The sequence below is a fragment of the Microcystis sp. LE18-22.4A genome (assembly GCF_027531105.1).
In the GTDB taxonomy this organism is placed as follows: domain Bacteria; phylum Cyanobacteriota; class Cyanobacteriia; order Cyanobacteriales; family Microcystaceae; genus Microcystis; species Microcystis aeruginosa.
Window position 1 is genome coordinate 1 of the sequence record NZ_JAPZRB010000014.1, and the last position, 2,894, is coordinate 2,894.

Sequence of the window (2,894 nt, forward strand, 5' to 3'; positions counted from 1 at the left end):
GATTGGGGGGAAAATTCCGGGACTTTTTCCCTGAAAATTAGGTAGTTGACCACCTGAAAATCGATAAAACCCCACACCCCACACCCCACACCCCACACCCCACACCCTGCCACCACCGAAAAACTTTTTCAGCAAGCCCTATCTAAGATTACTCGTTAAGACAGCACCGGAGTTGGTAGCAGGGAGAGCTAGTCCGAGCATTTGTACTAAATTTTCCGAGACGCGGTGTCAATTCAGTACATTTGTTCAGATTGAAATCAAAGCTCCCCCACAACTGGAACCGCTGCCGGCAGTGCAACCGTAGCAATAGGAAGCGGTTTGTACCTCTGCAATTAGCTCTAAAGTACCCGCTTGTAATAAATCTGGCAGGGTTAATTTTTGGCCTTGACCGGTGCAAGCGACCAGATCTTCCATCTGATTAAAATCGCAGTCATAGATATTACCCAAATAATCAATAGAAAGCTGATTACGACACATCAAATGCTCGACAGTATCGCCATTAAAATGGTCTTCGAGGAATTGAATATAGGGTTGATAGAGTTGCCGGTGTTCCAGATGGAAGCGTGTCCTTCCGACGGGTAGGTTAGTGATAGTAAATAGATTGTTAAAAGAAATATTAAAATGTTCTTGCAAGAACTTTTTGTAATCCCGTGTCAGGGATACCTGATCCGGTGTGAGAGAAAAATTATCTGACTTAGGAATCTGGGGATTATAGACTAAATCCACAATCAAATTCGGCTCTTGAGCGTAGCCGAGACGGTTTAACCATTGTAAAGCGGCGATTGATCGGTCATAGACTCCCAGACCGCGCATTTTATCCACATTATCGGCAAGATAACAGGGTAAAGAAGCCACCACCCGCAACTGATGGCCAGCGCAATATTCAGGAATATCAGTAAATCCTTTCTCGAAATAAATAGTTAAATTCGAGCGCACAATTACCTGTTTCCCAGCTTTTCTAGAGATTTCCACAATCGGCTTAAAACCGTAGAGCATTTCCGGGGCGCCGCCGGTCAGATCGACGGTTTTAATTTGGGGAAATCTTTCGATCAGTTCGATAATTTGTTCGCACACTTCTGGAGTCATTTCTTCGGAACGACCTGGACTAGCTTCCACATGACAATGGCTACAGGCAAGGTTACATCTTTTCCCCAAATTAATTTGCAGAACCGAGATTTTTTGCTTAGTTAAAGGAGTTTTTAGTTTCTCAACAAAAGGAGTCATGGGAGAGTAAACAGTAATCAGTAAACAGTAATCAGTAAACAGTAAACAGTAAACAGTGAACGGTAAACGGTAAACATTGAACAGTAAACGGTAAACAGTAATTAGTAAACAGTAAACAGTGACCAATAACTAATCAATGATAACTGATAACTCACATCTGATAACTGATAACTGATAACTGATAACTGGTAACTGATAACTGGTAACTGATAACTGGTAACTGATAACTGATAACTGAGGGATCGAACTTGTCTCGACGCTGCTTTTTTAACAGCAACCGCCTCCGTTATAGTGCCAAGTGGACTCGGTGATGAGGATATCTTGGGGAGAGGAGCGAGCTAAGTTGCCCGCAGTTTTATCACAGACGGCCACCGGCAATCCTTTGGCTAAAATATGCCCGGCACCATCATCGAAAATTGCCTCCGTACCAGTATAAATAGCAGTTTTGCCCGTAAAAATACAGGCCCCATCTTCGGGAATAGCTAGTTTAAAAGCAACGGAATCCAAACTTTCTAATAGGAGCGGATCGGCTAAATTATAACTCTGACAGTCCAGTAAACGATAGGGACGACGGTCCCGAATTTCTACCTGACCAAAACCAGCATCGATCAACTGTTTAATATAATCATCGTAGGTTAAGGCCCCCGATAGACACATAGCTCGTAAACGCTGATCTTCTTGCAAATGTTCGGGGATTGGACGAGTGGCGATCGGATCGCTCATCAGTAAACGTCCTCCCGGTTTTAAGACGCGAAAAGCTTCCCGTAAAGCTAACTGTAAATCGGCTGGTTTAAAGATATTAAAAAGACAATTCTGCGCCACTACATCGACGGAGGCATCCTCCACCGGCAATTCAAAGGCGGAACCATCTCTAATTTCCACAAAATCGAGACTAAACCAGGGATTTTCCAGCAGCGCTTCGCTGAGATTTCTTTGGGCTGCCCAACGCATTTCCGGCACTGGATCTACCGCAATAACTCCCCCCGGACTACGGGAAAAGTAGGCGAATTGCAGTGCTTCTAAACCACCACCCACACCCACATACAAAACCCTGGGAGAATTGCCTAATTCATTGGCCTGCACCGTCGTGCCACAACCATAGTTCATCTCTTGCATAATGGCAGGGATTTTTAACCCGGGTAGTTGCAAAGGACTGCTGTGGACACAACATAGCCCCACTTCGGGAGTTTGGGCTACTTCGCTGTAAAATTTGGCAGTAGCTTCCAGATAAGTCATTTTCATCCTTTAAACTCCTTTTCTCTGATCAATTCAAGGACCGACTTCGCATCCTCGCCCAACGCTATCGTAGCATTCGTACTGACCTATAAACGCTTAAAATGCGTCTTAGTTTATCTTGATGCTCCGAGAACTCGAATATAGTCATTTCAATTAAGATTGAGAATATCAATGCCAGAGTTCATAAGGGTTTAACCGGTCTAGAGTGTATCAGACTTATCTGAAATGACTATAAATCTTCTTCGGCCTGTTGATAAGAGGTTTTGGCACAAGCACGCAGACAGCACTTCCTTAATTAGGGTTAGCTGAATAAATCTAAAAACCTTGTTGGGTAAGACTTTTAGACTTTTTGTCAATCAAAAAGTACCAGATATGGGAGTGGTCGGGGGGAAAATCCCTGGACTTTTTCCCTGAAAATTAGGTAATTTACCCGA

Annotated in this window: 2 protein-coding genes and 1 pseudogene; 1 reads left to right on the forward strand and 2 read right to left on the reverse strand. The window is 43.7% G+C overall.

Translation table 11 applies throughout. The features are described from left to right. Positions 1-246: 246 nt before the first annotated feature. Entirely contained in the window at positions 247-1,224 is a 978-nt protein-coding gene (gene arsS, locus O9295_RS00590) for an arsenosugar biosynthesis radical SAM (seleno)protein ArsS (RefSeq protein WP_061430347.1), read from the reverse strand. A gap of 267 nt (positions 1,225-1,491) precedes the next feature. After that, positions 1,492-2,466, reverse strand: coding sequence for an arsenosugar biosynthesis arsenite methyltransferase ArsM (gene arsM, locus O9295_RS00595; protein ID WP_288030920.1), 975 nt, complete (start codon positions 2,464-2,466; stop codon positions 1,492-1,494). On the opposite strand from arsM, the pseudogene O9295_RS27640 reads away from it, so the two are divergent. Beyond that, positions 2,466-2,549: pseudogene (locus O9295_RS27640) on the forward strand (type II toxin-antitoxin system RelE/ParE family toxin); the annotation flags it as partial. The gene arsM and the pseudogene O9295_RS27640 overlap by 1 nt on opposite strands. Between the last annotated feature and the right edge of the window lie 345 nt (positions 2,550-2,894).